General features: G+C 66.7%; 22 protein-coding genes. 12 read left to right on the plus strand and 10 right to left on the minus strand.

The annotated features are described in order from the left end of the window. Both rho and B4A72_RS03645 read right to left on the minus strand, forming a co-directional pair. Window positions 1-1,007 (minus strand): transcription termination factor Rho (gene rho / locus B4A72_RS03640; RefSeq protein ID WP_292978103.1); only part of this gene is annotated, 1,007 nt, incomplete at its 3' end. A gap of 125 nt (window positions 1,008-1,132) precedes the next feature. Then, window positions 1,133-1,579, minus strand: a complete 447-nt coding sequence (locus tag B4A72_RS03645) for a CopD family protein (protein WP_292951328.1) — start codon at window positions 1,577-1,579, stop codon at window positions 1,133-1,135. A gap of 480 nt (window positions 1,580-2,059) precedes the next feature. On the opposite strand from B4A72_RS03645, the gene B4A72_RS03650 reads away from it, so the two are divergent. Genes B4A72_RS03650 through B4A72_RS03665 form a run of 4 tightly spaced genes read left to right on the plus strand, consistent with a single transcriptional unit; the run spans window position 2,060 to window position 5,114 of the window. Beyond that, the gene (locus tag B4A72_RS03650) at window positions 2,060-2,911 is read left to right on the plus strand and encodes a shikimate dehydrogenase (RefSeq protein WP_292951471.1); all 852 of its coding nucleotides are present in this window, start codon (window positions 2,060-2,062) and stop codon (window positions 2,909-2,911) included. Continuing rightward, on the plus strand, window positions 2,908-3,495 hold the full coding sequence (gene coaE / locus B4A72_RS03655) for a dephospho-CoA kinase (RefSeq protein ID WP_292951474.1): 588 nt from the start codon (window positions 2,908-2,910) through the stop codon (window positions 3,493-3,495). The genes B4A72_RS03650 and coaE overlap by 4 nt, the downstream gene beginning before the upstream one ends. Then, the gene (dnaQ, locus tag B4A72_RS03660; protein ID WP_292951477.1) at window positions 3,488-4,189 is read left to right on the plus strand and encodes a DNA polymerase III subunit epsilon; all 702 of its coding nucleotides are present in this window, start codon (window positions 3,488-3,490) and stop codon (window positions 4,187-4,189) included. Before coaE ends, dnaQ begins: the two co-directional genes overlap by 8 nt. A gap of 55 nt (window positions 4,190-4,244) precedes the next feature. Then, complete coding sequence (locus tag B4A72_RS03665) at window positions 4,245-5,114, plus strand: YihY/virulence factor BrkB family protein (protein ID WP_292951480.1); 870 nt, start codon at window positions 4,245-4,247, stop codon at window positions 5,112-5,114. Between the two features lie 69 nt (window positions 5,115-5,183). Here the strand turns inward: B4A72_RS03665 and B4A72_RS03670 are convergent, their stop codons facing one another. Then, a complete protein-coding gene (locus B4A72_RS03670; RefSeq protein ID WP_292951483.1) occupies window positions 5,184-5,987 on the minus strand; it encodes a response regulator in 804 nt (267 codons plus the stop codon). Between the two features lie 93 nt (window positions 5,988-6,080). Here B4A72_RS03670 and B4A72_RS03675 point away from each other — a divergent pair, with 93 nt between their 5' ends. Genes B4A72_RS03675 through B4A72_RS03705 form a run of 7 tightly spaced genes read left to right on the plus strand, consistent with a single transcriptional unit; the run spans window position 6,081 to window position 13,068 of the window. Continuing rightward, the gene (locus tag B4A72_RS03675; RefSeq protein ID WP_292951486.1) at window positions 6,081-6,227 is read left to right on the plus strand and encodes a NepR family anti-sigma factor; all 147 of its coding nucleotides are present in this window, start codon (window positions 6,081-6,083) and stop codon (window positions 6,225-6,227) included. A 37-nt stretch (window positions 6,228-6,264) separates the two neighbouring features. After that, on the plus strand, window positions 6,265-6,831 hold the full coding sequence (locus B4A72_RS03680; RefSeq protein WP_292951489.1) for an RNA polymerase sigma factor: 567 nt from the start codon (window positions 6,265-6,267) through the stop codon (window positions 6,829-6,831). Between the two features lie 14 nt (window positions 6,832-6,845). Further along, a complete protein-coding gene (locus B4A72_RS03685; protein WP_292951492.1) occupies window positions 6,846-8,645 on the plus strand; it encodes a sensor histidine kinase in 1,800 nt (599 codons plus the stop codon). A gap of 52 nt (window positions 8,646-8,697) precedes the next feature. Then, window positions 8,698-9,381 (plus strand): paraquat-inducible protein A, encoded by a 684-nt coding sequence (locus B4A72_RS03690; protein WP_292951495.1) that lies wholly within the window; start codon window positions 8,698-8,700, stop codon window positions 9,379-9,381. Continuing rightward, entirely contained in the window at window positions 9,378-10,046 is a 669-nt protein-coding gene (locus B4A72_RS03695) for a paraquat-inducible protein A (RefSeq protein WP_292951498.1), read from the plus strand. The genes B4A72_RS03690 and B4A72_RS03695 overlap by 4 nt, the downstream gene beginning before the upstream one ends. Before the next feature lie 21 nt (window positions 10,047-10,067). Then, entirely contained in the window at window positions 10,068-12,416 is a 2,349-nt protein-coding gene (locus B4A72_RS03700) for an intermembrane transport protein PqiB (protein ID WP_292951501.1), read from the plus strand. A 1-nt stretch (window position 12,417) separates the two neighbouring features. Then, window positions 12,418-13,068 carry a PqiC family protein gene (locus B4A72_RS03705; protein WP_292978104.1) on the plus strand — a complete coding sequence of 217 codons (651 nt, stop codon included), beginning with the start codon at window positions 12,418-12,420 and terminating at the stop codon, window positions 13,066-13,068. 139 nt (window positions 13,069-13,207) lie between these two features. Here the strand turns inward: B4A72_RS03705 and B4A72_RS03710 are convergent, their stop codons facing one another. The 4 genes from B4A72_RS03710 to B4A72_RS03725 all read right to left on the minus strand — a co-directional run bounded on the left by B4A72_RS03710 (window position 13,208) and on the right by B4A72_RS03725 (window position 16,960). Next, complete coding sequence (locus B4A72_RS03710) at window positions 13,208-13,690, minus strand: hypothetical protein (RefSeq protein WP_292951507.1); 483 nt, start codon at window positions 13,688-13,690, stop codon at window positions 13,208-13,210. Window positions 13,691-13,848: 158 nt separating this feature from the next. After that, window positions 13,849-15,594: a hypothetical protein gene (locus tag B4A72_RS03715; protein WP_292978105.1), complete on the minus strand. Its 1,746-nt coding sequence runs from the start codon at window positions 15,592-15,594 to the stop codon at window positions 13,849-13,851. Continuing rightward, a complete protein-coding gene (locus tag B4A72_RS03720) occupies window positions 15,591-15,839 on the minus strand; it encodes a hypothetical protein (protein WP_292951513.1) in 249 nt (82 codons plus the stop codon). Before B4A72_RS03720 ends, B4A72_RS03715 begins: the two co-directional genes overlap by 4 nt. After that, on the minus strand, window positions 15,830-16,960 hold the full coding sequence (locus tag B4A72_RS03725) for a phosphatase PAP2 family protein (RefSeq protein WP_292951515.1): 1,131 nt from the start codon (window positions 16,958-16,960) through the stop codon (window positions 15,830-15,832). The genes B4A72_RS03720 and B4A72_RS03725 overlap by 10 nt, the downstream gene beginning before the upstream one ends. Window positions 16,961-17,069: 109 nt before the next feature. On the opposite strand from B4A72_RS03725, the gene B4A72_RS03730 reads away from it, so the two are divergent. Further along, window positions 17,070-18,635, plus strand: a complete 1,566-nt coding sequence (locus B4A72_RS03730; RefSeq protein WP_292951518.1) for an SARP family transcriptional regulator — start codon at window positions 17,070-17,072, stop codon at window positions 18,633-18,635. Here B4A72_RS03730 and B4A72_RS03735 read toward each other — a convergent pair. The 3 genes from B4A72_RS03735 to B4A72_RS03745 form a co-directional block, all read right to left on the minus strand. Beyond that, entirely contained in the window at window positions 18,632-19,417 is a 786-nt protein-coding gene (locus B4A72_RS03735; protein ID WP_292951521.1) for an inositol monophosphatase family protein, read from the minus strand. The two genes, B4A72_RS03730 and B4A72_RS03735, sit on opposite strands and share 4 nt — an antisense overlap. Beyond that, on the minus strand, window positions 19,404-20,759 hold the full coding sequence (locus B4A72_RS03740; RefSeq protein ID WP_292951524.1) for a TldD/PmbA family protein: 1,356 nt from the start codon (window positions 20,757-20,759) through the stop codon (window positions 19,404-19,406). Before B4A72_RS03740 ends, B4A72_RS03735 begins: the two co-directional genes overlap by 14 nt. A 233-nt stretch (window positions 20,760-20,992) precedes the next feature. Then, complete coding sequence (locus B4A72_RS03745; protein WP_292951527.1) at window positions 20,993-22,585, minus strand: DUF2125 domain-containing protein; 1,593 nt, start codon at window positions 22,583-22,585, stop codon at window positions 20,993-20,995. Window positions 22,586-22,592 lie beyond the last annotated feature (7 nt).

Here is a 22,592-nt window from a genome sequence, read left to right on the forward strand (position 1 = left end):
ATCACCTCGTCCATGCGCGAGCCCGTATCGATCAGCGCGGTCGCGATGATGGTCAGCGACCCGCCCTCTTCGATATTCCGTGCAGCGCCGAAGAAACGCTTTGGCCGCTGCAAGGCATTCGCATCGACGCCACCAGTCAGAACCTTGCCCGAGCTGGGAACCACGGTATTGAACGCTCTACCAAGTCTTGTGATAGAATCCAGAAGAATCACAACATCTCGTTTATGCTCGACCAGGCGCTTGGCCTTTTCGATCACCATTTCGCTCACCGCGACGTGCCGGCTGGCCGGTTCGTCGAAGGTCGATGAAATCACCTCGCCCCTCACGCTGCGCTGCATGTCGGTGACCTCTTCGGGCCGCTCGTCGATCAGCAAAACGATCAGATAGCATTCCGGGTGATTGCGCTCGATCGAATGGGCGATGTTCTGCAGCAGCACGGTCTTGCCGGTCCGCGGAGGCGCGACGATCAGCGACCGCTGCCCCTTCCCGATCGGCGCCACCAGGTCGATGATCCGCGCGCTGCGATCCCTGATCGTGGGATCCTCGATCTCCATCGTCATCCGTTCATCGGGATAGAGCGGGGTCAGGTTGTCGAAGGCGACCTTGTGGCGGGCTTTCTCGGGATCCTCGAAGTTGATCCTCTCGACCCTGGTCAGCGCGAAATACCGCTCGTTCTCGCCCGGGGCCCGAATGACGCCCTCGACGCTGTCGCCGGTCCGCAGGGAATGCTGCCGGATCATGTCGGGGCTGACATAAATGTCGTCGGGCCCGGGCAGGTAATTGGCTTCGGTCGAACGCAGAAAGCCGAAACCGTCCTGCACGACCTCCAACACCCCCTCGCCGCCGATATCCCAACCTTCTTCGGCATGTTCCTTGAGGATCGAGAACATCATCTCGCCCTTGCGCATGGTCGAGGCGTTCTCGATTTCCCATTCCTCGGCCATGGACAGCAAGTCGGCCGGGCTTTTCGCCTTGAGTTCGGACAGGTTCAGGCGCTCATCGCTCATATCGTCACCGTAGGCCGCCCCCGCGTCGAAGGTCGGTCATGTCATATTCGTGTGGGAATCCCCGTACCGGACGGCCGGGCTTGGTCGCGACATAGGCCGGCAGAACCGGCGAGTCAATCGCCCACCTAGAATTTGACGATGACCGACACGACAATGCCGATGAGCAGCACTGTGGGCACCTCGTTCATCAGCCGATAAGACCGACCGCGACGGATCGCTCCGGCCGCAATCCGCCGCCGCTCGGCCGCGCACCAGATGTGAAATCCGGTCATTCCCAGCACCCCGGTGGCCTTGAACCAGGGCCACAGGGCCGTCCAATCGAGGATACCCGGCGTTGCCACCAGCCATAATCCGCTGGCCCAGGTCGCGATCATCGCCGGCCGCATGATCACGCGCAGCAGCTTCTCCTCCATGATGCGGAAGCTGTCTGTCGGCTCCGCTGCCTCGGCGCCGCGCTCGGCGTGATAGACGAACAGACGCGGCAGGTAGAACAGCCCAGCCATCCACGAGATCACCGCGATCACATGGAAGGCTTTCACATAGGGATAGAACGCGATCATCAGGTCGGTCATCGGGGCCTCGTTTCCGACCACTTAAATAAAAAGATATGAAAAAGGAATGTAGTTGAAGTAGGGCCTGTGGATTGCGGGACTGGGCATCGCTCCCCGCACCTATCCACCATTTGCGCGCCTGTGGATAAGTCCGGGAAAACTTCTTTGAAAGTGATAATATCTTTTGTTTTCATGAATTTGATATCTGGACAACTTCGGGACGACACGGTTGTTGTCGGGGGTGTCCACAACCCGTATCGCGGCGCCGCGGGTCTTGTCCACTTGTGGATTGCCAGCCTTCGTTCCGGTTATGTCCCGGGCGGAATTCGTGTCCTTGCAGCCATCCTCAGGCGTACCAACATGCCCCGGACCGATTCCCCCACGATTCCGTCCACAAAAGCCGGGTCTTCGCTGCAACAATGGCGCGTTGCGGCCGCGTTCGGACTTTTTCCATCGTCGCCAAAGGATTACTCTGCCCGAAACGATCAATGGACAAAGCAGATGCAAGACGATCCCGCCAGACCGGCCGCACAGATCCCGCTTGCCGGCGTCATCGGGATGCCGATCGCCCATTCGCGTTCGCCCCGCCTGCACGGATTCTGGCTGCAACGCTACGGCATCGCGGGCCATTACATGCCGCTGCCCGTTCGGGCCGAGCATCTGGCCGACGTGCTGCGCGTCCTGCCGCGGGCGGGCTTTGTCGGGGTGAACGTGACGATTCCCCACAAGGAGGCGGTGCTGGCCCTTGCCGACGCGGTTTCGGACCGCGCGGCCCTGATCGGGGCCGCCAACACGCTGATCTTCCGCCCCGACGGCAAGATCCATGCCGACAACACCGATGGTTATGGCTTCATCGCCAATCTGCGCCAGAACGCGCCCGACTGGCGGCCCGATGCCGGCCCCGCGGCGGTTATCGGCGCCGGCGGCGCGGCGCGGGCGGTCGTCGCCTCGCTTCTGGACAGCGGCGTCCGCGAATTGCGGATCAGCAACCGCACCCGGATCCGGTCGGAACAGATCAAGTCCGAATTTGGCGCGCGTCTGGTCGTCTATGACTGGGCGCAGGCCGGCAACATGCTGGAAGGGGCCGGTCTGGTCGTGAACGCCACCTCGCTGGGCATGACCGGCAAGCAGCCGCTGCGGGTGCCGCTGGACGCTCTGCAGCCGCAAGCGCTGGCCACCGATCTGGTCTATACCCCGCTGGAAACGCCGTTTCTCGCCGCCGCTCGCCAGATCGGCTGTCACACCGTGGACGGGCTGGGGATGTTGCTGCATCAGGCCGCCCCCGGCTTCGAACGCTGGTTCGGCCACCGCCCCGATGTTGACGAGGAAACCCGCCGCGTGGTGCTGGGATGAGCTTTCTTCTGGGACTGACCGGGGGCATCGGCATGGGCAAGTCCACGACGGCGCGGATGTTTCGCGATCTGGGACATCCGGTCTGGGACGCCGATCAGGCCGTGCACGATCTCTATGCCAGGGGCGGTGCGGCGGTCGAACCCGTCGCCGCCGCCTTCCCTGAGGCGCTGAAGGACGGCGCCATCGACCGTCCGGCGCTGAAACAGGCGCTCGGGGCCGATCCGGCGGCGTTGAAACGGCTGGAATCCATCGTCCATCCGCTTGTCGCCGCCGACCGCAGGGCCTTTGTCGCGCGCCATTCCGATGCCGCACTTGTCGTCCTGGACATCCCGCTTCTGTTCGAGGGCGATGGCCAGGGCCAGCTTGACGGCGTCGCCGTCGTCAGCACCGACTCCGAGACACAGCGCAGGCGGGTGCTGGAACGCCCCGGCATGAATCGCGACACCCTGCAGATGATCCTGGACCGGCAGATGCCGGATGTGCGGAAACGCGCGCTTGCCGACTGGATCATCCCGACCGATACACCAGAGGGCGCGCGCGCCGCCGTCGAAGCCATCTGCAAGGAGATCGCCGCCCATGCGTGAGATCGTTCTGGATACGGAAACGACCGGCTTCGACGCCGAGAAGGACGACCGCATCGTCGAGATCGGCGCACTGGAACTGATCAATCATCTGCCCACCGGCCGTACCTTCCACGTCTACATCAACCCAGGACGCCCGATGCCGCAAGAGGCGTTCGAGATTCACGGGCTTGGCGACGATTTCCTGCGCGACAAGCCCGGTTTCGCCGAGATCGCGCAAAGCTTCGTCGATTTCGTCGCCGAGGATGCGCGGCTGGTGATCCACAATGCCAGCTTCGACATGAAATTCCTGAATGCCGAACTGCGCCGGGCGGGGTTTCCCACGCTTCCCTGGTCGCGGGCTCTGGACACGCTGGCGCTGGCGCGCGAGAAATTTCCCGGCTCGCCCTCGTCTCTGGACGCGCTTTGCCGCCGCTTCGGCGTGGACAATTCCAACCGCGATCTGCACGGTGCATTGCTGGATTCGGAATTGCTGGCCGAGGTCTATCTGGAACTGATCGGCGGCCGCCAGCCCGATCTGGTGCTGGACCGTCCCGGCGCAACGGGCACGGATCAACGACAGGCCGCCGGTCTGATCCGCAGGGCCCCGCGCCCCGCGCCCCTGCCGCCCCGCCTGACCGAGGCCGAGGCCGCCGCCCACGCCGAATTCACGGCACGGATGGGCGAGGCTTCGCTGTGGTTGCGGTTCGGCACATGAGATCGTTGCGCCCCCGCCGCGATCCCGCGGCCCGGCCGGGCGCGAAGGGGGCCAGATGCTGAGCCTGATCCGCGATCTGTGGAGTTTCTGGTCCGCCATCTTCGAGCGGATGGACAAGATCCACATGGGCCTGATCGCGGCAGGGGTCGCCTTCTATGCAATGTTCGCGGTCTTTCCCGGACTGGCCGCGATCATCGCGCTGTGGAGCCTGTGGTTCGACCCGACGGTGATCATGGCCTATGTCGACGTGGCCCACGAATTCCTGCCCGAAGGCGCCGCCAAGCTGATCGACGGACAGGTGCGGTCGCTGACCTCGGCCGAGAACACCTCGATCGGCTGGGCCTCGTTCATCTCGTTCATGGTGGCGACCATCGCGGCGCGCGCGGGGGTCGATGCGTTGGTGCGCGGGCTCAACGCGGCCTACGGCGTCCGCTCGCATTCCACCATTTTCGGCTTCATCCTTGCCTATGGGCTGACCCTGGCCATCGTCGGCATCTCGCTGGCCGGGCTTGCGACCATCGTCATCGTGCCGGTCGTCCTGAACTTCATGGTCATCGCGCCCCTGCGGGCATGGCTGGTAACCGCGCTGCCCTGGGCGGGCATGTTCGCGCTGGTGATCCTGGGCATCGGCATCCTTTACCGCTATGGCCCGAATGTGAAGACGCCGCGCACGCCGGTCTTTACCTGGGGGGCGCTGTTTGCGGCCTGTCTCTGGGCGGCGGCCTCGGTCGCGTTTTCGGCCTATCTCAGCAGCTTCAACAGCTATAACCGGATCTATGGCTCGATCGGAACCGTGGTCGCGCTGCTGATGTGGTTCTACCTCGCGGGTTTCTCGGTCCTTCTGGGCGCGCTGATCAACGTCGAACTGGCCCGCCGCCGCCGCATCAGGGCCGCCCGCGAGGCCCGCGAGGGGCTGCGCGACTAGACGCCCGGACCGCGACCCGAGATGAAAGGGCCGCAGGCCGGGACGGGCGGAACCCGGCCCGGCGAAGGGTCAGGCCGCGTCCAGCCCCTCGGTCGAGGCGAAGAACATCGCCTGGCTGACGGCGGACCGGACCTGTTCCTCGCTGTAGGGCTTGGAAATCAGGAAGGCCGGCTCGTGACGGTCGCCGGTCAGAAGCCTTTCGGGGAAGGCGGTGATGAAGATCACCGGAATATCGCCCATCTCGCGCATCATCTCGTTCACCGCGTCGATGCCGGAAGATCCGTCGGCAAGCTGGATATCGGCCAGGATCAGGTCGGGGCGCGCCTTTCCGGCCAGATCGACGGCCTGGGTATGGGTGCGGGCGACGCCCGTAACCTCATGACCCATCGCCTGAACGATGCCTTTCAGGTCCATGGCGATGATCATCTCATCCTCGATCACCATGACCTTGCCGCTGATTGCCTGGCCCATTTCGTTCAGCGCGATCTGGACCAGTTCCTCGGCCTCGCGCTGATCGACCTGCATCACGCGGGCGATCTGGTCATAGCGCAATTCCTCGATCGTGCGCAGCAACAGCGCCTCGCGCGAATTCGGCGTCAGGCGGCGCAGATGATCCTGGGCGCGTCTTTCGCGGACCGAATCGGCCTCGGCGACGGGCTGGCCCGAACTCTGCCAGATGGCATGGAAGGTGCGGAACAGGCCGAGGCGGGTATCATCCTCGTCCTGCAACACCGACCGATCGGTCAGGATCGCTTCCAGGGTGGCTGCGGCATAATTGTCCCCGGCGGTCTGGCTTCCGGTCAGCGCGCGCGCATAGCGGCGCAGATAGGGAAGCTCGCGTCCGATCGATTGGGCGAGATTGGCTGACGACATTTTCCTGTCCTTGAATTTCGCATGTTGCGGAACCTTCCCTAACCCCTACAGGTTGGCTAGGGTGCGCACAAGATTTCCGGGACTAACAAAAACATGACACCGAAACGAGATGAGCGGCAAAAGGCCGCCTTCGAAAAACAGATCGACGAGAACCTGAGGCGGGTCTACGAGCAGGATGCCAACGAACAGGTTCCCGATCGGTTCCTCGACCTTCTCAAGCAACTGCGCGAGCAGGAATGACAATTCCCGCAAGCATTCTGCCGCGAAGGCGCACCCCATGACGAAAACCCCGCAGACCGATCCCCGCGACGAGCTGGTCGATCACCTTCCGGCGCTGCGCGCCTTTGCCCTGTCGCTGACACGCGAGGGGGCTTCCGCCGACGACCTGGTGCAGGACACGATCGTCAAGGCATGGACCAACATGGACAAGTTCCAGGCCGGCACCAATCTGCGTGCCTGGCTGTTCACCATCCTGCGCAACACCTTCTATTCGGCCCGCCGCAAGACAAAGCGCGAGGTCAGCGACACCGACGGCATCCATGCCGCCCGCCAGGCCACGAGGCCCGATCATGACGGACGGCTTGCGCTGAAGGATTTCCGCGCCGCTTTCGAGCAACTGCCGGATGAACAGCGCGAGGCGTTGATCCTTGTCGGCGCATCGGGTTTTTCCTACGAGGAAGCGGCCGGCATGACCGGCGTCGCCATCGGCACCGTCAAGTCGCGCGCCAATCGCGGCCGCCGCAAGCTGGCGGAGTTGCTGCATCTCGAACACGGGGAAGAACTGGACATGACCGATCAGGCAACGCTGGCGGTGATGTCTGCCAATCAGGGCATCACCCGCTGAGGAAAGGGCGCGCGATGCTGAGACGGCTTCGCGACAGGCTGGAATTCACCCGCGGGCTGGGCTTCCGGCTTGGCACCCTTCTGTCGGTGGCGATCCTGCCGCTGGGGCTGATTTCGCTGATCCAGAACCTCAACCTGGCGCGCGAAGCCGAACGCAGCGCCGAGATCGCGCTGATGGGCCGCACCGCATCGGCCGCCGCGGGCGAAAGGGCGCTGCTGCAAAGCGCGCTCGGTTCGGCCGACGCGCTTGGTCCCGCCGTGCTGGAGGCGCTGGACCGGCCACAGGTCTGCGCCGACCTGATGCGCAATTTCATCGAACGCAGCGCCACCTATGTCTATGCCGGCTTCACCCGGCTGGACGGGCGCAGCGATTGCAATTCCGGCGCGAATGGGGGCGTTGCCGCCGACATGCGCCAATCGCCCGCCTTCAAGGCCTTTCTCGCCCAGCCCGGCACGATGGTTACATCCGTCGAACGGGGCATCGTCAGCGGCCGGTCGGTGGTTCTGGTGATGCAGCCATTGTATCGCGACCGGGAATTGCTGGGCTATGTCGGCCTGTCGCTGACCCATGAATTGCTGCAATCCACGCACGCGATGGCTTTCGCGACCGACGGCGCCCGGATCGTGACCTTCAACCAGCGCGGCGAAATCCTGACATCGGATCTGTCCCAGGACGGATCGGCCCGCGACATCATCCCGCGCGACACCGACCTGATCGGGCTGCTGTCGCGCAGCGAGACCAGTTTCCGCGCGATTTCGGGCAGCGGTCAGGAACGGGTCTTTACCGTGGTTCCCGTCGTGCCCGGCCTGGTCTATGCCCTGGGCAGCTGGAGCCCGAAGATCGCGGGGCTGGGCCTGTTCCAGCTGTCGCGTTTCGGCGCCGTGACGATTCCCATCGCCTTGTGGCTGGCCTCGCTGGGCGTGGCCTATTTCGCCGTTTTCCGTCTGGTGCTGCGCCATATCACCGTGCTGCGTGGCCAGATGCGCCGCTTTGCCATCGGCAACCGGTCCGAGCCGCCGCCGGTCCTGTCGGATGCGCCCACCGAAATCGCCGATGTCAGCCAGACCTTTCACAACATGGCCCGGATCCTGATCCGAGACGAGGAAACCATGGAGGAGGCGGTCGCCGAAAAGACCGTTCTGCTGAAAGAGGTTCATCACCGCGTCAAGAACAATCTCCAGCTCATCGCCTCGATCATCAACATGCAAAGCCGGATGATCGAAAACAGCCAGGCGCGCGGCGTGCTGCGGTCGGTGCAGGACCGGGTTGCCGCCTTGGCCACGATCTATCGCAACCTCTACCAGGCCGAGCATCTGGACGCGGTCGAGGCCGACCGGCTGATCGGCGATATCGTCAACCAGCTTGCCAATGCCTCGGTCGGGCCGGGCAGCGATCTGAATATCAGCACCGAGATCGCGCCGCTGACGCTGCTGCCCGATCAGGCCGTGCCGCTGACGCTGCTTGCGACCGAGGCTTTCACCAACGCGCTGAAATATGCCGGGACGCCGGCCGGCGGTTCCGCGCCCTGGGTTTCGATCCGGCTGTCGGAAACCGAGCCGGGCCGCGCCCTGCTGGTGATCGAGAACTCGGTCGGCGATGCCTCGCGCGACAGCGATGGCGACGGCACCGGTCTCGGCGGTCAGCTGATCGAGGCGTTCTCGACCCAGCTGGACGGCGAAGCCGAGATCCAGTCGATGGACGACCGCTATGCGCTGCGGCTGGAATTCACGATCGTCGCGCCCAGCATGATCGGCGTGTCCGATCCGCGCAATGTCGTGCTGACCTCGGCGGCGCGCGAGGGGTCGCGGCATTGACGCCGGACTGTCGCGCCTTGCGCCGCCGCGCGGCGACGCTATCTTTCATTCCATGAGCGTGATCCAGGGCCAATACGATCTGAGCACGGGCGAGGGGCTTCTGGCTTGCCCGCGCTGCGATGCGCTGCATGTCGAGGAAGAGCTTGCCGAGGGCGAAACCGCGCGCTGCATCCGCTGTGGCACGGTTCTGGCCAAGCCGCGCGGCGGCGCGTTCAGCCAGTTGATCGCGCTGTCCTTCACCTCGATGGTGTTGCTTCTGGGGGCGGTGTTCTTTCCCTTTCTCGAAATCTCGCGGATGGGATTCGGCAATGCGACCTCGCTGTTCGGCGTGGCGCTTGCCTTTGCCGACGGGGTGTTGCTGCCGCTGGTTCTGGCGGTGCTGGCCATGGTGATCGGCCTGCCGGTCCTGCGCGCCTTTCTGCTGGTCTATACGCTGGTGCCGCTGGCGCAGGGCAGCGCGCCCTATCGCCACGCCGCCACCGCCTTTCGCCTGTCCGAGACGCTGCGACCCTGGTCCATGGCCGAGATCTTCGTGATCGGCACCTCGGTTGCGCTGGTCAAGGTGGCCGGTCTTGCCACGGTCCATCTGGGCCCGGCGTTCTGGGCCTTTTGCGCGCTGATCCTGGTCAACCTCGCCTCGCGCGGCTTCATGTGCCAGACCACGATCTGGGACGCCATCGAGGATGCCGGACAGAAGACGGATGGCCGCGAGATGGTCGAGGTCCGTCAGCCATGAGCGGGGCCGAAACCGGAACCGGCCATCGCGGCCCGGTCATGACCGCCCACCGCGCCGGATTGCTGGGTTGCCATTCCTGCGGCAGGGTCTGGCCCGAAACCCGGACACGCTGTGCCCGCTGCGGCGCCGTGCTGGTGCCCCCGGACCGGCGCCGGCTGCAGCATGTCTGGGCCTGGTGGTTCGCCGGGCTGATCCTGTATATTCCCGCGAACCTGTTTCCGATGATGAGCACGCAGACCTTCGCGGGGCTTCAGGGCAACACGGAATCCACCATCATCGAAGGCGTGATGGAACTGATCCATTATGGCAATTACGACATCGCGGCGATCGTCTTCGTGGCCTCGATCGTGGTGCCGATCGCGAAATTCGTGGCCATCGCCTGGCTGGCCATGGTCGCGGGACGCCCCGCCACGACCGAACAGGCCCATACCCGGCTGAAGATCTTCGAGGTGGTCGAATTCATCGGCCGCTGGTCGATGATCGATGTCTTCGTGGTCGCGATCCTGTCGGCGCTGGTGCAGCTTGGCTTTGTCGCCTCGATCCATCCCGGTCCTGCCGCTGCGTCTTTCGCGCTGTCTGTTGCGTTTACAATGCTTTCCGCGCAAAGTTTCGATCCAAGACTGATCTGGCGCGGATTGCCGCTGCGCAGCCGGACCGAAGACTGACGGGCAGGGAAGCAACAGGGAATGAGTGATACGCCGCCGCCGAAACCGGCCTCTCCGGTGCGCAAGACCGCGGTCCGTGCGGCGCAGGCCGGCGTGAACGTGATCTGGCTGGTGCCGATCATCGCGCTGGTGGTCACGCTGGCCATCGCCTGGAATGCCTTTGCCGAACGCGGCAGCCTGATCGAGGTCGAATTCGCCGATGCCACCGGCGTGACCCCCGGCGAGACGGTCCTGCGCTTTCGCGAGATCACCGTCGGGCAGGTGGAATCCGTCAGTTTTACCCCTGACTTGTCGAAGGTCATCGTCCAGATTCGCGTGGACAAGGACGTGGCACCCTATATCGACGCCGATGCCGCCTTCTGGATCGTGCGCCCGCAGGTCACCGCGCAGGGGGTGACGCGGCTCGACACGGTTCTGACCGGCTCGTTCATCGAGGGATACTGGGATGCGCAGGTCGCTCAGCCGCAGACCCGTTTCGTGGGCCTGGTCCGGCCGCCGCTGATCCGCGAGGACGCCAAGGGCACCTGGGTCCGGCTGACGACCGACAATGCCGACGGGCTGACCGAGGGCGCGCCGATCCTTTTCCACGGGCTCGAGGCCGGTCGCATGGAAAACCTGCGGCTGGACGAAAGCGGTCAGAAGGTGATCGTGGACGCCTTCATCGAGGCCCCGTATGACGAAAGGCTGACGACCCAGACCGTATTCTGGGACACTTCCGGCTTTTCGCTGTCGCTGGGAACCAGCGGACTGGCCTTCAACGTCAATTCGCTGTCCTCGCTGTTGCAGGGCGGGGTTGCCTTCGACACTCTGGTCAGTGGAGGCCAGCCGATCGGGCGCGACCAGGTCTATGCGATCCAGGCCGATGAGGACGCGGCGCGCAATGCCGTGTTCACCGGCGAGGACGACAACCTGCTGCGGCTGAGCATCCTCGTGGGCGATTCCGTGCGCGGGCTGCAGACCGGCGCCGAGGTCCAGTACGAAGGTCTCCGCGTCGGCCAGGTCACCGATCTGGCCATCGATGTCAGCAAGGATCCCTCGGGCACGACCGCCGTGCGCCAGCGCGTCAATATCGCCATCTCGCCGGCGCGGATGGGCCTGCCCGACGGCACCACGGCCGACCAGACGCTGGCCTTCCTGCAGGACGCCGTGGCCAAGGGGCTGCGCGCGCGGCTGGCCGCTTCGGGCTTTCTCGGCGCGACGTTGATGGTCGAACTGGTCGAGATCCCGGGCGCGGCCCCCGCGCAGATCGACACCGCGGCGCAACCGAATCCGATCATGCCCTCGGTCGAGGGCGATCTTGAGGATTTCACCGCCAGCGCGCAGGGATTCATGACCCGCATCGGCAACCTGCCGATCGAGGAAGTGCTGCAATCGGCGACCGACATGATGAACGCGGTGACCGCGCTGGCCGCGTCGCAGGACACCCGCGCGATCCCGGAAAGCGTTCGCGCCGCGATGCAGGATGCGCAGCAGACCCTGGGCGATATTCGCCAGATGGTGCTGGATTTCCGCCAGACCGGCGCGGCCGAGAATGCGGGCACCGCGCTGGCCGATGCGCGCGAGGTGGCCGACAAGCTGAATCAGGCGGTCGAGCGGCTGCCCCAGATCATGGATTCGGTTCAGAATGCAGCGACCTCGGTCCGCGACGTGGACTTTGCCTCGATCGGGGCGCAGCTTGACGCCGCCCTGCAGGAAATCCGCGACGTGATCGGCACGCCCCAGGCTGCCGCGCTGCCGGCCAGGATCGCGAGCCTGATCGATACGCTGAACCGCACCGCCGGCCAGATCGACCGGATCGCGGGGGACGTGCAGCAATCGGGCGCCGCCGCCAATCTGGGCAAGCTGGTCGACGAGGCCGCCGCCGCCGCCGAGGCGGTCCGGCTGGCCGCCGCCGACGTGCCGGCCATGGTCGATCAGATCGACGCGACCGCCGCCGCGGTCGAGAAGTTCGGCTTTGCCGAGGTCAGCAATCAGGCCGAGGGGATCCTGGCCGATCTGCGTGCCATGCTGGGCAGCGATGATGCCGCGCAATTGCCGCGCAATCTGTCGAAGGTTCTGGCTTCGGCCTCGGGGTTGCTGGACGATCTGCGCGACGGCAACGCGGTCGGCAGTCTGAACGACACCCTGCGATCGGCCAGCGTCGCCGCCGACGAGGTGGCCCGGTCGGTCCAGCAATTGCCGCAACTGATCCAGCGTCTGCAGGCGACCGCCGGGCGGGCCGACGCGGTGCTGGGCGCCTATGGCGATCGGTCCACCTTCAACAACGAAACGATCGGATTGCTGCGCGAATTGCGCCGGGCCAGCGAAGCCGTGGGATCGCTGGCGCGCCTGATCGAACGCAACCCCCGCGCCTTCATTCTGGGACGATGAGATGATGACGATGCCTTTCGCCTCGCGCAGGACCGCCCCGCTGATCGCGGCCCTTGGCCTTCTGGCGCTGGCGGCCTGTTCCAACCCGGAAAAGACCGCCCGCTATCTGATCGACCCGCCCGCCACCGGCGACATGGTCGCGAACCGGTTGGGCACGGCCGAACTGAAGGACGTGTCGCTGCCCGAATATGCCTCGGGGCAGGAGGTTTCCTGGCAGACGCCCGATGGCGCGGTGCGTTCCACGCCGGACGATCTGTGGGCCGACAGCCCGCAACGGGCCTTTACCCTCAGCCTGGCGCGCGCGATTTCGGACGTCTCGGGCGCGACGGTGATCGGCGAGCCATGGCCCCTGGCCCAGCCGCCACAGCGCGTGCTGGAGGTGCGGGTCGAAAAGGCGCTGGCGCAGGCGAATAACATCTATCGGCTGTCGGGACGCTATTTCGTCTCGGACGAGGGCAGCGGCGGGTCCAACCAGGCCCGCAGCTTCGACATTTCGGTTCCGATGGCGGGCGAACAGCCCGCCGCCGTGGCTGCCGCCGTCTCGCAGGCCATCGCGCTGCTGGCCCGCCAGATCGCGACCTTGTCAGGGCCGGGCCGCAGCATCGCCACCCGGACCCAAGCCGATCCCTTTGCCGTGAACCCGCTGTTCTAGGCCGCCGACGATCCGTGCGGCATCAGTCATCCCGCCCTCGTCCCGGTCGCCGTGACGCCGAAGGCGAAAAGGGCGGACGGTCCGAAGACCGTCCGCCCAGGGCCGCCCGCAAGCGGGACGTCGAGCAGGGAGGAACTCGTTACAAGGAACTGCTCAGCGGGCGGACCCCGTCCGGACTGCCTTCGGGACGGGATTGCGGGTCTGCGCCGTGATCGGACGCTTCGGTGGGATCATAGCCCATGACGCGACAGATGACGGGCAGGACAAGGTGATCGAAACAGGCGCGGTCGGGATTGAAGGCGCCCGGTCGGCCCAGACCGCCGCATTCCTCGCAATCATGCAGCCTGCCCCAGCAGTTCGGGCAGGCGCCAAGCGCGCAGGCCAGCATCTCGGCGTGATCGATCAGCAATTGGTTCTCGCGTTCCAGGCGGCGGAACGCGGCCCAGGTCGGGCGGTCGGGACCGGGTAGAGGAGCCTCGGTCCCGGACCGCCCCGGATACGCCGCATTCAGGGTTTCCAGCGCGCGGCGGACCGGCTCATTCTCTGCACCCCCCGGTCCGGCGCCCAGAAGCTGAAGCGCGGCGATCACGTGATTGAAATTCGACACAGGCTGACTGGTCATATCGGTCACTTCCTCTTCTCTGACGCGGGTCTTGCCAAGGTCTTTTCCGCGTCGTCCTGAGGCGGTTATCGGGCTGCGCCGTGAAAACAGCGTGAATCCCGCCGCGTGAAACCGCCACGAACGCGGCAGGACAGCAGTCGAGAAGGGCCTTTTTTACCCTAGAAGGGCAAAAACCGGTCGATTCCGTCCAGAACCGGCGTCGGGTTCGGCTGGGCGGCGTGAAGTTGGGCCAGGGTGCGAATCGCGCCCCGGTCGGCGGGCGCGTCGCCCGCGGCAAGGCGTGCCGCCAGCCAGCGGGCGAATTGCGGCGCGGCCAGCGACGTTCCCGCCTGGATCGAGAATCCGCCGCTGGCGCGCCCGCGCACGATCATTCCGCTCAGGCCATGCGAGCGATCGACCGGCAGCAGGCAATCCCCGCCCTGGCCATCGCCCAGCGTCGAACAATAGGATGTCAGCGACAGTCCCGCCGCCTCGACCGCGCCGGCGCGGATTGGCCGCGCGCCGCCGGCATAGGTGTTGAAGGCACCGTCCCGCACCACACGCGCGCCGCTGGCGGGCGGATCGGACAGGATCGGCCGTCCGGCCTCGTCCTCGGCGCGGTAGGCAGGATCATGGAGCCAGCTTTGCCGGGCCTCGCGGGGGAAGCCTCGGATCACCTCGTCACGCTGGACCGAGGTCTCGTAAACCCCGTCCAACGATCCCGGTGCGATCCCGACGCGCCATTCGCCGGGCATCGCCCAGGGCTCTCCGGGGAATTGCGGACAGGTCGGATTGACGATCACCGTCGCCCCCTCGCGCCAGCGACCGTTCTCCAGCAGGCGCGGCGTGTAGTAGGCGCGGCCCAGCTCGGCCCCGTCCGCGCCGGTCAGCAGCGAATATTGCCAGGGCGCAGTGAAGGCAGTGGTCGTCGGGGCAAGGCCCGGCGGCGTCACGGTGATCTGGAACCTGCCATCGGGCGGGCCGTCATGGACCGGGCCCCAGATCTCGATCGGGGTGATGGTGCGATCGTCCGGCTGGATGCGCCAGCCGATGTCCTCGCCCGGCTTCAGCCGCGCGAACAGCCGAGACTGCCGGTTGTTGCCCGTGGGCAAAACGAAATGGACCGGACCCAGATCGGCAGCGGCGACCGCCGACACCGCATCCATGAAGCGTTCCAGCAGGCTGGATCCGTCGCGCGCCCCTGCGGTCAGTCCGAAACTGAGATTGATGACGACGGGCAGCCGGACCGATCCGGCGGACAGGCCGCGCCGCGCCTCGACAAGGCGGCACAGACGTCGGGCGCGGGTGATGATGAACAGGATCGAGGCGAGGATCGAGACCGGGGCCAGCGTGCCCATCGAATCCTCGGTGATCCTGGGGGGAAGATTGACGGCGATCAGGGGATGGTCGCGCCCGGCCGGATCCTGGGGCGCGAAACCGGCGGCCAGCAGCGCGACCGCGGCGCCGTGCGGATCGGAATAGGCTGTCGAAGGCGTGCTGTCGCGCCGGAAGTCCAGAACGCCGCTGGCGCGATAAATCGCGTCCTCGCCCGGAAGTGCACCAGCCGCCACCTGTTGCAGCAACTGCCCGATCGCCGGCCCCCGCAATTCGATCCCCGAGGGCAGATCCAGCCCCGGACCGCCCGCGAAGGCCGCGTCCTGCGCCCAGAAGGCCGCCACCCGGCTGACGCCGCCCGGCAGGGTCAGCCGCTCATGCGCGAAGGGGATGGCATCGTCGATCACCGCCAGGATGCAGCCGCGATCGGGGTCGGGGAGGGCCGCGTCCTCCAGGTAGGCCAACGCCGGATCGTCCAGGTCGCTGTCGTCCAGTTCCTGCGGGTCGGGATTCATCGCATCATCGGGCAGCACGCCGGCAGGATCGTTCACGAAATCCTCGAAGGCCGACATGATGGCCAGCGCGATCATTCGCCAAAGCTCCGGCGGATCAGATCCTCCAGCGCCTCTGCCATCTGGCCGGGCAGCTTGGCTCCGTCCTCGGGCTGGTGATCCGGCGGCGGCGCGGTCTGGCCGCGGCGGGCGCGAAGCTGCTGCCAATAATGCATGTAGGGCGACAGGCCGGGGCGATAGCGAGTGTAGGCGGCAACGGGTGCGGTCCATTCCGGCTGCGCCTTCCCGCAATTCGGATCGTTCGGTTCCTGTTTCAGCTCCACCGCTGCCCCCATTCCGCGACCGCGCGCTTGCACAACGATCCCCACAGCGGAGCGGGCCTGACGCGCGCGGCGTCCGTTGAAAAGCTGGTCGAAGGATCGGCACCCGCGACCATCTGGTTCAGGATCGCATAGTGGAAATCGCGCGGCTGGCCGGAATCGTGGAACAGCGTGCCGTCAAAATCGCCCCGGCCCACCTCGCCGGCGCTGCCGAAGGCGGATTTGCGTGCCCGTGCCGCCAGATACCGGCCCAGCTGAATGCCCAGAACCGCCCCCGCTGCGCTGTCGGCGGGAAAATGCACGCCGGCGACGGTGCGGTTGATCGAAATCCGGCAGGCAAGTCGGTAAAGCTGGCTGTCGGACGCCACGCCGGCATCCGGATCCTGCAACAGCGCCAGAATCGTGGCCAGCGTGAAGGCCTGCGTGGCATGGCCGCTGGGCAGCGAGGCATGCGACGGGCAGGCGATCATCGGCTGGATGCGGTCGCTGAACTGCGGCGGGCGCGGGCAGCCCAGGTTCAGCTTGACGCGCATGACGACGAACGTCGCCATGTCCTGCGCCAGATCCAGCATTTCCAGCGTGGCGGGCGCGCGGCTGGCCTCGATCGGCAGGATCGCGGCGAAGAAGGGGACCAGATGCTGGGTCTGGACCTGGATTTCGGCGGCGCGGTCGCTGCGCAGTTCGGCATAGCTGCCGATCAATGTCGCAGCCTGGCGGAAATCGTCCAGGCCGGGCCGGGTGATCGCGGCCAGTTCGGTATAGCTGGCCTTCAGCGGATTCGTGCCGGTCTTGCGGCGCAGGACGGTGATGGTCCGGGCGGTGTTCTCGGCGGGGTCGTAGCCGGTCGCGGAAAAGCTGATGTCCTCCAGCAATTCGCCCGCCATGACCGCCTCGCGGTCGATGTCGTCCAGCCGTTCAAGCCGCGCGGTGATGTCCAGGCCCGACGTCTGGCCGGCGACGGGCTGGATCTGTTCGGTGCCCGCGATGGCCTCGCGGGTGCGGATCAACGCGGCCGCCATGAGGGTCGACCCCGGCCCGATCCCGCCGCCCTGGGCATTCTGTGCGTTCTGGGCATTTTGCGCGTTTTGCGCATTCTGAGCGTTTTGCGCGTTTAAAACTGCCATCGGAGAACCACCTTCCCGCCTGCTCCGACCACCACGACCGGTTTGCCGTGTCAAAATTTATCGTTTAAGGGTAACACATTTTCTTGATCACAGCGACGGACAATCTCCGGTGAGCGACCTGATCCTGCGTCTGGCCGGGCCCGTCGATCTGACGGGACCTGGCGGCGAACGTCTGACGCCGCGCGGCATGAAGGCGCGCGGTGCGCTGGCTGTACTGGGATCCTCGGTCAAGATGCAGGTGGCTCGGCCGCGGCTGCAGGATCTGCTGTTCAGCGAACGAGAGCCGGAACAGGGCGCCGCCAGCATCCGGCAATTGCTGCGCGAGATCCGGATCGCCCTTGGACCCTGGCGGCACGCCCTGCTGACCGGGCCGGGCTGGGTCGGGCTGGACACCGATCTTGTGCGGCTGGACGTGACCGGCCGCCCCGGTGCCGATGGGCAGCGGCCGGAATTCGCGTCCGACCTGGATATTCCCGACCCCGAATTCGAGGATTGGCTGCGTGACGCCCGCAGCCACTACGAGGATCAGGCCGACCAGGTCCTGGCCAGCGTGGTGGAACCGGACGGCGCCCCGGCGCTGATCCTGCAATCGCCGATGGCGGCCGATCCGCAGGCGGCGGTGACGGCGGCGATGATCCTGCAAGAAGCGGCGGCACGGGTCAGCGACATGCTGCCCCTGCAGGTGGTGCAGGGCGATCCGGGCATCGGCCGGATCTCGGTCGGGATCGAGCTGGGGGCGATGGCCAACAAGGCGGGGGGCAGCATCGTCATCCTGTTCGCGGCCCGGCTGCGCAGCGACGGGCGGATGCTGTGGTCGCGCCGTTTCACCATCCCGGCCGACGATACGCTGGCGCATCTGCGTCAGGTCGCGAGCAGCGTCACCGTCGCCATCCTGCACGGGGTCGAGGCCCTGCGCGAGACCGTGCCCGATCCGCGTCTGCGCCGGATGCCGCTGCAGGACGTGTTCAGCTATTCCGCGCCGCGGCTGAGACGCGCGGATGAACAGCTTGCCCAGATCGACCCCAATGGCGACAAGGCGGTGATCCTGTCGCTGCGCTCCTATATTCGCCACACGATGCTGCTGGAACGTCTGTCGAAGAACCCCGAGGATGACGCGGAACTGGCCGCCGACATGGCCGCGCGGGCGCGCGAATTGTCGCCCGGCAATCCCTCGGCGCTTGGCGTGAACGCAATGGTCGCCGCCTATCAGGGTCAGCGCGAGACCGCCTTTGACATGGCGCGCCACGCCATGGCCATCGACGACGAAAATCCGATCGCGCGTCTGGCCTATTCCAGCGCGCTGACCAGCATGGGCCACCACCGCGAGGCCGAGGCCGAGGCCAGCGCCGCCCATAACAGCGCGCTGTCCGAACTGGGCCCCGCCGCCTGGATCCTGCGTCGGGCCATCGCCACCATGCGGGTGGGCGATCTGCCCGCGGCCGAGCGATACTTTTCGACCACTCACGGATACGCGCCCGAAAATCGCCCCGCATTGCGTTTTCTCAGCGCCATCCGCTATGAGTTGAACGACCACGAGGGCGCGCGCCGGGCATTGCAGCAATTGAAGAAACTGGAGCCTGATTTCTCGTTGGAGCTGATGGGATCGGATGGCTATCCGGTCGATTCGCTGCGCCGCGCGGGGCTGCTGAAGGTGACGAAATCCGGGCTGATCTAGCCGCGCCTCAGCGCCGTCAGCATCTGGTCGTGCAGACGCGGGCCGGCGACGATCAGCCCGTCCACCATCGCGCGCGGCCCGTTGAACCGCATCCGCGCGCCCTGCCGGTCGCTGACCGCGGCGCCGGCGCGTTCCGCGATCAGGCTGCCCGCCGCGATGTCCCATTCCCAGGCCGCCCGCAGCGACAGCGCCGCGTCGAAACGCCCCTCGGCGGCAAGGCACAGCCGCCACGCCAGCGAGGGGCGGAATTCGCGCCGAAAGCCCGGCACGCGGCCGTCGCGCCAGAACCCCGGCTCGGCGGCGGCGCGATAGGTCAGCACGCGCGCGCCCGCGATCCCGGCATCGCTGGGTGCAATGGGCCGGCCGTTCAGCAGCGCCGGGCCGTTGGCGAAGGCGGTATAGGTCAGATCCATCGCCGGAAGATGCACGATGGCGGCGGTGATCCGGTCGCCATGCGCGACGGCCAGCGAATGCGCGAAACCCTCCTGCCCGGCGATGAAGGCGCGGGTGCCGTCGATCGGGTCGATGATGAAGCAATGGCTGGCATCCAGCCGCGAGGGATCGGCCTCGCTTTCCTCGGACAGCCAGCCGTAATCGGGCCGGGCGCGTCGCAGGATCGTCTCCAGCGTCTCGTTCACGGCCAGATCGGCCTCGGTCACGGGGCCGGCGCCGTCGGGTTTTTCCCAGGATTGCGGCTGTTGACGCCAGTATCGCATCGCGATCGGCCCCGCTTGCCGCGCGGCATCCGCCAGCAGCGCCAGATCGGCCTCAGGCCCCGGCAACGGTCATTCCCTCGACGCGCAGACTGGGCACCTCGGCCCCGCGCCAGGGCAGCGCGTCGTTGGCCGCCTCGATGCGCATCAGCATGTCACGCAGATTGCCGGCGATGGTGCATTCGTTGACCGGATAGGCGATCTGGCCGTTCTCGACCCAGAAACCCGCGGCGCCGCGCGAATAATCGCCCGTCGTGCCATTGATCGAGGCCCCCAGCATCGAGGTCACGACCAGCCCCCGCCCCATCTCGGCGATCATCTGGTCCCGGGTCTTCGCGCCCGGTGTCAGGATCACGTTCGCCGTCGTGGGCGAGGGCGCCGAGGCCAGCCCGCGCGCCGCCGATCCGGTGCTGTCCAGCCCCAGCTTGCGCCCCGTCGCCAGATCCAGCGTCCAGCCTTGCAGCACGCCATCGGCGACGATCCTGCGCCGGCGCGTCGCCAGCCCCTCGACATCGAAGGGCCGAGACGAGGGATAGCGCGGGCGCAGCGGATCCTCGGTCAGGTCGAAGCCCGCCGGCAGGACCGGCTGATCCAGCGCGCGCAGCAGCCAGCTGGCCCCCCGCGCGATGGCGCTGCCATTGACCGCGCCCAGCAGATGCCCGATCAGCGAGGCCGAGACGCGGCGGTCATAGAGGATCGGAAACGCCCCGGTGGGCGGCTTGCGCGACCCGGCGCGGGCCAGCGTGCGTTCGGCCGCCAGTCGCCCGATCTCTTCCGGCTCGGGCAGGTCGGCGGTGAAGGCGCGGGATTCGGCGGCGTAATCGCGTTCCATGCCCAGCCCCTCGCCGGTGATCGCCACCGCCGAAATCACGTGGCCGGTCCGTCCGTAGCCGCCGGAAAACCCGTTCGAGGCCGCCAGCCAAAGCTGACGCCGCATGAAGGATGCATTGGCGGATTCGACCTGTGCGATGCCCGGCAAGGCCAGCGCCGCCGCCTCGGCCCGCAGCGCCAGATCCTGAAGGTGGTCGGGGGCGGGATCGGCGCTGTCATCGGACAATTCCAGCCCCGAGGCGTCGCGCCGATCGGTCAGTTGCCCGGGCGCGGCCAGCCCCAGATGATCATCGACCGGCGCTTCGCGGGCCATGGCGACGGCGCGGTCGGCCATCTGTGCGATCGCCGCATCCGTATGGTCCGAACCCGAGACGCAGGCCTGCCGCCCGCCGATCAGGACGCGCAGGCCGATCTCGACCCCTTCGGCGCGGTCGGCATGTTCCAGCCCGCCCGCGCGCACGTCGATGCTGACCGACTGGCCCGAAAGCGCCAGCGCATCGGCCTGATCCGCGCCTGCCGCCGTCGCGGCCTGGATCAGCCGTTGGGCCAGATCCTGCAATCGGGGGGTTGTGCTGCTCATGAAGTCCTCGTTGTTCGGCGTCCTCTTTTCCCGCGACCCGAAGCGATGCGCAAATGAAAAGGGTGATCCGCGGCCGGACTGCGCCGCGAAACCGGGGCACGGACGCCAGCGGGCGCGGCCCGGTCAGCCTGCCGCATCCCGATTCCGGGCGGGCGTCGATGCGCGGTCGGTGATGCGCGCCATGGCGCGAGACGGTCGGGACAACCCTGCCCCGACCCGGCTTGCCTTGCGGCCTATTTCACCTGCTGGCCATTGGCAAAGATCGACCCGCCCTCGCGGAATTCGATCTCGGTCGTCATCGTCTCGGGATCGCTGTCCGAGGGGCGGGCGAACATGGCCAGCATCATCCGCGTCGCCATCAGCTGTTCCTGCGGCAGCAGGCCCATGGCCGACAATGTCTCCAGCAGGGTGTTCAGGCCCGTGAAGCTGCCCTGGATCTTGCCGACCGGCTCGTTGGGCGTATCGCCGAAGGCAAGCTGGCCGGTCAGATCGGCCTTGGCCCCCACCGCATCCAGCGCAATCCTGTTGATCGTCAGATCCTGCGGCGCGAAGGGCATGTCGGGGCCTGCGGGCTGATCGGCCGGGTTCCCGGCGGCGAGATCGCCACTGGCCGCAGGATCCTGTTCGCGCTGCATCTTCTCGGCCAGCGCCGGATCCAGCAGGTCCCTGCCGACCAGCGCATTGCCCGACAGATCCACGGTCAGACTGGCCGGGTCGCGGGGCAGCTTGGCCTGCGGATCGAACAGGCCCCAGATCGCATCGCCCATCGTCAGCCCGCTGAGGCTGTAGGCAAGCGTGAAGGGCTGCGGCTGGTCCGAAGCGGTCACCGGCAGCATCATCTTGGCCGAGGTCTCGGCGACGGCATAGGTGATCGGGAAGGGAAGCGAGCCGAGGGTCATCTCGACCGCGCTGTTCTTGCCCGAGCCTTCATAGCCCAGCCCGTCCTTCGACATCGAGAACGCCATGCTGCTGGGGCCGGCGGCATAGCTGGCCTTGCCGTCTTGCGGCTGGCCGTCCTCGTCCTGACCGGAAAAGACGAACTCGCCCGAAACCCTTCCCATCGTCAGGGTTCCGTCCAGCGCCATCCCGGATGCCAGCGCGCTGTTCAGCGCCTGCGGTTCCGAGGGCGCGTCCGACGGCATCTGCATCCAGCCGCTTGCGGTCAGATCCGTGACATTGCCGCTGGCGTCGATCTGTCCGGTCCCGCCCGAGCCGTCCTGCTGCACAGGCTCTTTCGCGCTGAGGGCGATGTCCACGCCGGCGGCGCTGAGATCATAGGTGATCCGGCCGGCCGTGCCGTCCTGGTTCTGCTGGCGGCCCTTCACGTCGTTCAGCAGGATCGTCAAGGGTGCCTTGCCGTCCTGCGCCGCGCCGCCGGTGAAGGTCGCCGCAACCTTGATCTGCGGATAGACGACCTCGTGGGTCATCGCGTCGGGCGTGCCTGAACTGATCATCTCGTTGTCGGGCAGCGACACGGTGGCATCGAACTCGACCGGCTCGCCCTCGGGCGGGGTGGTGATCGAATCGATCAGCGTATCGCCCTCGATCATCGTGCGGACCTTGGCATCGCCGGTCTGCTGCAGGATCATCTTCGGCACGGTGATCGTCGTCGTGCTGGCCGTGTCCGCCGCCGGCGGCGAAAGCGTGATGTCCGAAACGGTCAGCGTGTCGCCGGATTCGTCGCGCTGGCCCACCTCGACCTTGTAACCCATCGCGGTGTAATAGCTTTCGAGACTGTCCCAGACCTGCGCCGGCGTCAGTTCGGCCAGGACCGGCGCGGCCCCCGCGATCAGCGCCACGGCCGAGGTGGCAAGCAAACGGATCATGACGGAT

This window comes from Paracoccus sp. UBA5162 (assembly GCF_002413585.1).
GTDB lineage: Bacteria > Pseudomonadota > Alphaproteobacteria > Rhodobacterales > Rhodobacteraceae > Paracoccus.